Annotated in this window: 6 protein-coding genes; all 6 read left to right on the plus strand. The window is 71.4% G+C overall.

What is annotated here, in order from left to right; translation table 11 throughout:
- The first annotated feature begins 2 nt into the window (after window positions 1-2).
- The 6 genes from nusA (at window position 3) to truB (ending at window position 6,543) form a co-directional block, all read left to right on the plus strand.
- Complete coding sequence (gene nusA / locus ACZ6B8_RS34350) at window positions 3-992, plus strand: transcription termination factor NusA (RefSeq protein ID WP_469253210.1); 990 nt, start codon at window positions 3-5, stop codon at window positions 990-992.
- A 132-nt stretch (window positions 993-1,124) separates the two neighbouring features.
- Window positions 1,125-1,412 carry a YlxR family protein gene (locus tag ACZ6B8_RS34355; protein ID WP_471086713.1) on the plus strand — a complete coding sequence of 96 codons (288 nt, stop codon included), beginning with the start codon at window positions 1,125-1,127 and terminating at the stop codon, window positions 1,410-1,412.
- Between the two features lie 146 nt (window positions 1,413-1,558).
- A complete protein-coding gene (gene infB / locus ACZ6B8_RS34360; RefSeq protein ID WP_471086716.1) occupies window positions 1,559-4,678 on the plus strand; it encodes a translation initiation factor IF-2 in 3,120 nt (1,039 codons plus the stop codon).
- 156 nt (window positions 4,679-4,834) lie between these two features.
- Window positions 4,835-5,128: a DUF503 domain-containing protein gene (locus ACZ6B8_RS34365; RefSeq protein ID WP_471086719.1), complete on the plus strand. Its 294-nt coding sequence runs from the start codon at window positions 4,835-4,837 to the stop codon at window positions 5,126-5,128.
- Window positions 5,129-5,176: 48 nt separating this feature from the next.
- Window positions 5,177-5,638: a 30S ribosome-binding factor RbfA gene (gene rbfA, locus ACZ6B8_RS34370; RefSeq protein ID WP_355811904.1), complete on the plus strand. Its 462-nt coding sequence runs from the start codon at window positions 5,177-5,179 to the stop codon at window positions 5,636-5,638.
- Window positions 5,635-6,543 (plus strand): tRNA pseudouridine(55) synthase TruB, encoded by a 909-nt coding sequence (gene truB, locus ACZ6B8_RS34375; protein ID WP_471086723.1) that lies wholly within the window; start codon window positions 5,635-5,637, stop codon window positions 6,541-6,543. The genes rbfA and truB overlap by 4 nt, the downstream gene beginning before the upstream one ends.
- The last annotated feature ends 170 nt before the right edge of the window (window positions 6,544-6,713 follow it).

A 6,713-nucleotide genomic window follows, 5' to 3' on the forward strand; every position in this document is an offset into this window, starting at 1 on the left:
TCGTGGACATCGACATGAGTGCCCTGCGGGGTCTGGTCAGGGAGAAGGAGATCTCCTTCGACCTGCTCGTCGAGGCGATCGAATCGGCCCTCCTCATCGCCTACCACCGCACCGAGGGAAGCTTCCGGCGCGCCCGCGTCAAGCTGGACCGCGACAGCGGCCACGTGACGGTGTGGGCGACGGAGGACCCGGCCGACCTCGAAGAGGGCCAGGAGGCCAAGGAGTTCGACGACACCCCGTCCGACTTCGGCCGCATCGCCGCGACCACGGCGAAGCAGGTCATCCTGCAGCGCCTGCGCGACGCCGAGGACGACGTGACGCTCGGCGAGTACGCCGGGCGCGAGGGCGACATCGTCACCGGCGTGGTCCAGCAGGGCCGCGACCCGAAGAACGTGCTGGTCGACATCGGCAAGCTCGAGGCCATCCTGCCCGTCCAGGAGCAGGTGCCGGGCGAGGAGTACCCGCACGGGCTGCGCCTGCGCTCGTACGTGGTCCGGGTGGCCAAGGGCGTCCGCGGCCCGTCCGTGACCCTGTCGCGCACGCACCCGAACCTGGTCAAGAAGCTCTTCGCGCTGGAGGTCCCGGAGATCGCCGACGGTTCCGTCGAGATCTCGGCCATCGCCCGCGAGGCCGGCCACCGCACCAAGATCGCGGTCCGTTCGACGCGCTCCGGGCTCAACGCCAAGGGCGCCTGCATCGGCCCGATGGGCAGCCGCGTGCGCAACGTGATGGCGGAGCTCAACGGCGAGAAGATCGACATCGTCGACTGGTCGGACGACCCGGCCGACATGGTCGCCCACGCGCTCTCCCCGGCCCGCGTCAGCAAGGTCGAGGTCGTCGACCTCGCCGCGCGCTCGGCCCGGGTGACCGTGCCGGACTACCAGCTGTCGCTCGCCATCGGCAAGGAGGGGCAGAACGCCCGCCTCGCCGCCCGGCTCACGGGCTGGCGCATCGACATCCGGCCCGACACCGAGCAGCCGGCCGACCAGTAGCGGACCCGCGGCGGAGCGGTCGCGGGAATAAATTCCGGGCGGCCACCGCTGTGATCACGACAGTATGTGGCGAGTAGCCGTTCGATTCTTGCCCCAAAGGGGTGAGGTCGGTGCGGGGAGGTAGACTTAAGCGTGTCTGGCCGGACGCATGCCCGCGCATGCCCTGAGCGCACCTGTGTGGGGTGCCGGGAGCGAGCGGCCAAGAGCGAACTGCTGCGCATCGTGGCGAAAGAGGGCGCCTGCGCCCCCGATCCAAGCGGTACGCTGCCCGGCCGGGGTGCCTATGTACACCCCGCCCTGGTCTGTCTGGACCTGGCGATCCGCCGCCGGGCGTTCCCACGGGCCCTTCGAGCCCAGGGTCCGCTCGGCACCGATGCGGTGCGCCGGGCGGTCGAGACGATCCAGCAGGCAGCAACGTAAGACGTGGTCACACGGAACCCCGTGTGGCCTTGGTATTCCGCGAGTTGGAAGTAGGTCGAGATTGCGATGAGCACTCGATGAGCACGCGATGAGTACGCCCATGAAGTAGCGACGGTCCGGCGTAACCCGGACCTAAAAGGAGCGAAGTGGCTAAGGTCCGGGTATACGAACTCGCCAAGGAGTTCGGAGTAGAGAGCAAGGTCGTCATGGCCAAGCTCCAAGATCTCGGTGAATTCGTACGTTCGGCGTCCTCGACGATCGAGGCGCCCGTGGTACGCAAACTGACTGACGCATTCCAGCAGGGCGGCGGCAACGGCAAGTCCGCCGCCAAGCCCGGCGCGCCGCGCAAGCAGGCCGCCCCCAAGCCGGCGACCCCGTCGGCGCCCTCTTCCGCGCAGGCCGCCCGTCCGGGTCCGGCCGCGCCCAAGCCGCCGGCGCCCAAGCCCGCCGCGGCCGAGAACCCGGCCTCTCCGGCCACGCCGGGCCCGCGCCCGACGCCCGGCCCGAAGCCGCCGGCCCCCAAGCCCGCGCCGGCCTCGCCGGCTCCGGCTGCCCCGGAGTTCACCGCTCCGCCCGCCGCCCCGGCTGCTCCGGCGGCCCCCGCGGCCGCGCAGACCCCCCGTCCGGGCGCTCGCCCGGGTGCCCCGAAGCCCGGTGGCCGTCCGGCCCCCGGCCAGGGCCAGGGTCAGGGCGGCGGCCAGGGCCGTGGTGACCGCGGCGACCGTCAGGGTGCTGCGCGCCCCGGCGGCCAGGGTGGCGCCCCGCGTCCGGGCGGTGCCCGTCCCGCGGGTCCGCGTCCGGGCAACAACCCCTTCACCTCCGGTGGCTCCACCGGCATGGCGCGCCCGCAGGCGCCCCGTCCGGGTGGTGCCCCGCGTCCCGGCGGCGGCCCCGGTGGCCCCGGCGGCGCCCCGCGCCCGCAGGGCGGTCAGGGCGGCCCCGGTGGCGCTCCCCGTCCGCAGGGTCAGGGCGGCGCCCGTCCGACCCCGGGCGGCATGCCCCGCCCGCAGGGCGGCGCTCCGCGTCCCGGCGGCGGTCCCGCCGGTAACCGTCCGAACCCCGGCATGATGCCGCAGCGTCCCGCCGCGGGCCCGCGTCCCGGCGGTGGCCCCGGCGGTGGCCGTGGCCCCGGTGGCGGCGGTCGTCCGGGCGGCGGCGGTGGCGGTCGTCCCGGTGGCGGCGGCTTCGCGGGTCGTCCCGGTGGTGGCGGTGGCGGCGGCTTCGCCGGCCGTCCCGGCGGTCCGGGTGGCGGCGGTGCCGGTCGTCCCGGTGGTGGCGGCGGCTTCGGCGGTCGTCCCGGCTTCGGTGGCCGTCCCGGTGGTCCCGGTGCCCGTGGTGGCACGCAGGGTGCGTTCGGCCGTCCCGGCGGGCCCGCCCGTCGCGGTCGCAAGTCGAAGCGGCAGAGGCGCCAGGAGTACGAGGCCATGCAGGCCCCGTCGGTGGGCGGCGTCATGCTGCCTCGCGGCAACGGACAGACCGTCCGCCTGTCGCGCGGTGCCTCGCTGACCGACTTCGCCGAGAAGATCAACGCCAACCCGGCTTCGCTGGTCGGCGTGATGATGAACCTCGGCGAGATGGTCACCGCCACGCAGTCCGTCTCCGACGAGACGCTGAAGCTCCTCGCGGACGAGATGAACTTCGTCCTCGAGATCGTCAGCCCGGAGGAGGAGGACCGCGAGCTCCTCGAGTCGTTCTCCATCGAGTTCGGCGAGGACGAGGGCGGCGAGGAAGCGCTCGTCTCCCGTCCGCCGGTCGTGACCGTCATGGGTCACGTCGACCACGGCAAGACCCGCCTCCTCGACGCGATCCGCAAGACGAACGTCGTCGCGGGCGAGGCCGGTGGCATCACCCAGCACATCGGTGCCTACCAGGTCGCGACCGAGGTGAACGGCGAAGAGCGCGCCATCACCTTCATCGACACCCCCGGTCACGAGGCGTTCACCGCCATGCGTGCCCGTGGTGCGAAGTCCACCGACATCGCGATCCTCGTGGTCGCGGCGAACGACGGTGTGATGCCGCAGACGATCGAGGCGCTGAACCACGCCAAGGCGGCCGACGTGCCGATCGTGGTCGCGGTCAACAAGATCGACGTCGAGGGTGCCGACCCGACCAAGGTGCGCGGTCAGCTCACCGAGTTCGGTCTGGTGGCCGAGGAGTACGGCGGCGACACGATGTTCGTCGACATCTCCGCGCGCCAGGGCGTCAACATCGAGCAGCTGCTCGAGGCCGTGGTCCTGACCGCGGACGCCTCGCTCGACCTGCGGGCCAACCCGGAGCAGGACGCGCAGGGCATCGCGATCGAGGCCCACCTCGACAAGGGCCGCGGCGCCGTCGCGACCGTCCTCGTCCAGCGCGGTACCCTCCGCGTCGGCGACACGATGGTCGCCGGTGACGCCTACGGCCGTGTCCGCGCGATGCTGGACGACAAGGGCGAGAACGTCGAGGAGGCGACCCCGTCGACTCCCGTCCTCGTGCTCGGTCTCACCAACGTCCCGGGCGCCGGCGACAACTTCCTGGTCGTCGACGAGGACCGTACGGCCCGTCAGATCGCCGAGAAGCGTGCCGCCCGTGAGCGCAACGCCGCGTTCGCCAAGCGCACCCGCAGGGTGTCGCTGGAGGACCTGGACCAGGTGCTCAAGGCCGGTCTCGTGCAGGACCTCAACATCATCATCAAGGGCGACGCGTCCGGTTCGGTGGAGGCTCTCGAGTCCTCGCTGCTCCAGCTCGACGTCGGCGAAGAGGTGGACATCCGCGTCCTGCACCGCGGTGTGGGTGCGGTCACCGAGTCCGACATCGACCTGGCGATGGGCTCCGACGCCATCGTCATCGGCTTCAACGTCCGTGCGGCCGGCCGTGCCGCGCAGATGGCGGAGCGCGAGGGCGTCGACGTCCGCTACTACTCGGTGATCTACCAGGCCATCGAGGAGATCGAGGCGGCCCTCAAGGGCATGCTCAAGCCGGAGTACGAGGAGGTCGAGCTCGGCACCGCGGAGATCCGCGAGGTCTTCCGCTCGTCCAAGCTCGGCAACATCGCGGGTGTCCTCATCCGTTCCGGCGAGGTCAAGCGCAACACCAAGGCCCGACTGCTGCGCGATGGCAAGGTCATCGCGGAGAGCCTCAACATCGAGGGTCTGCGCCGCTTCAAGGACGACGTCACCGAGATCCGCGAAGGGTTCGAGGGCGGTATCAACCTCGGCAACTTCAACGACATCAAGATCGACGACGTCATCGCGACGTACGAGATGCGCGAGAAGCCGCGCGGCTGATCAGTTCGCTGATCTGATCCGCTCGGTTCAGTGTCGGGGCCGGTCGACGGGGAAAATCCCGTCGATCGGCCCCGGCCGTTCCGTGTACGGTTCTGGTGTCCCCGCCAAGTGGTCGGCGGGGCCTCGAACCCGTACCGGCGGGACATCCGGACACACATGTATGTGGGGACTCTGTCCTTCGATCTGCTCCTCGGCGACGTACATTCGCTGAAGGAGAAACGCTCCGTCGTCCGCCCGATCGTCGCCGAGCTCCAGCGCAAGTACGCGGTGAGCGCGGCGGAAGTCGGCGGGCAGGAACTGCACCGGCGGGCCGAGATCGGCCTCGCCGTGGTGTCCGGCGACTGGAGCCATCTCACGGACGTACTGGACCGGTGCGAGCGCCTCGTCGCCGCCCGGCCCGAAGTGGAGCTGCTGTCGGTACGGCGGCGGCTGCACGGCGACGATGATTGAACAGCAAGACAAGCCCAGGGAATGCCCGGGGATAAGGGAGACGGAGCAGTGGCCGACAACGCGCGGGCGAAAAGGCTGGCGGACCTCATCCGAGAGGTGGTTGCCCAGAAGCTGCAGCGCGGGATCAAGGACCCGCGGCTCGGAACACACGTGACGATCACGGACACCCGGGTGACCGGTGACCTGCGGGAGGCCACGGTCTTCTACACGGTCTACGGCGACGACGAGGACCGCGCGGCGGCGGCCGCGGGCCTGGAGAGCGCCAAGGGCGTCCTGCGCTCGGCGGTCGGCCAGGCCGCGGGCGTGAAGTTCACGCCGACGCTGGCCTTCGTCGCGGACGCCCTGCCGGACAACGCGCGGGCCATCGAGGACCTGCTCGACAAGGCGCGGATGTCCGACGAGAAGGTCCGGGAGGTCTCCGCGGGCGCCGAGTTCGCGGGCGGCGCGGACCCGTACCGCAAGCCCGAGGACGACGACGCCGACGAGACGGACGGCGACGCCCGAGCATGAGCAAGAGCAGCACCACCACGCCGGACGGCCTTGTCATCGTCGACAAGCCGTCCGGCTTCACTTCGCACGACGTGGTGGCCAAGATGCGCGGGATCGCCAAGACCCGCCGCGTCGGCCACGCGGGCACCCTCGACCCGATGGCGACCGGCGTCCTGGTCCTCGGCGTCGAGCGCGCCACCAAGCTCCTCGGCCACCTCGCGCTGACCGAGAAGGAGTACCTGGGGACCATCCGGCTCGGGCAGAACACGATCACCGACGACGCCGAGGGCGAGATCACCTCGTCCGCCGACGCCTCCGGGGTCACCCGTGCGGCCGTCGACGCCGGCATCGCCAAGCTCTCCGGCGACATCATGCAGGTGCCGTCGAAGGTCAGCGCCATCAAGATCGACGGCAAGCGGTCGTACGCGCGCGCCCGCAAGGGCGAGGAGTTCGAGATCCCGGCCCGGCCGGTGAAGATCTCCGCCTTCACGGTGTACGACGTCCGCGACGCCGTCGCCGAGGACGGCACGCCCGTCCTCGACCTGGTCGTCTCGGTCGTCTGCTCATCCGGCACGTACATCAGGGCGCTCGCCCGCGACCTCGGCGCCGACCTCGGGGTGGGCGGCCACCTGACCGCGCTGCGGCGCACCCGGGTCGGCCCGTACAAGCTGGACGCGGCGAAGACCCTCGACCAGCTCCAGGAGGAGCTGACGGTGATGCCGGTGGCCGAGGCCGCGGGCCGGGCCTTCCCGCGCTGGGACGTGGACGACAAGCGCGGCCGGCTGCTGCTCAACGGCGTCCGCATCGAGATGCCCGAGGAGTACGCGGGCGCCGGCGCCGTCGCCGTCTTCGACCCGGAGGGCCGCTTCCTGGTCCTGGCGGAGGAGTCGCGGGGCAAGGCCAAGAGCCTGGCCGTCTTCGCGTGACCCGCGGATAGGGCCCCGAGGGGGCCTCTTCGTCGTGGAGCGGTCGTCGTGGGGGGGGGGGGGGGAGTAGGCGCCGTCCCCCACCCCCCCCCCCCAAAAAGGGAGCCCCCGAAACAAAACACACCCCCCCCCCACCCACACAACGCAAGGAATAAAAGAGGGAGAAGGGA

The organism is Streptomyces sp. NPDC041122 (assembly GCF_055592445.1).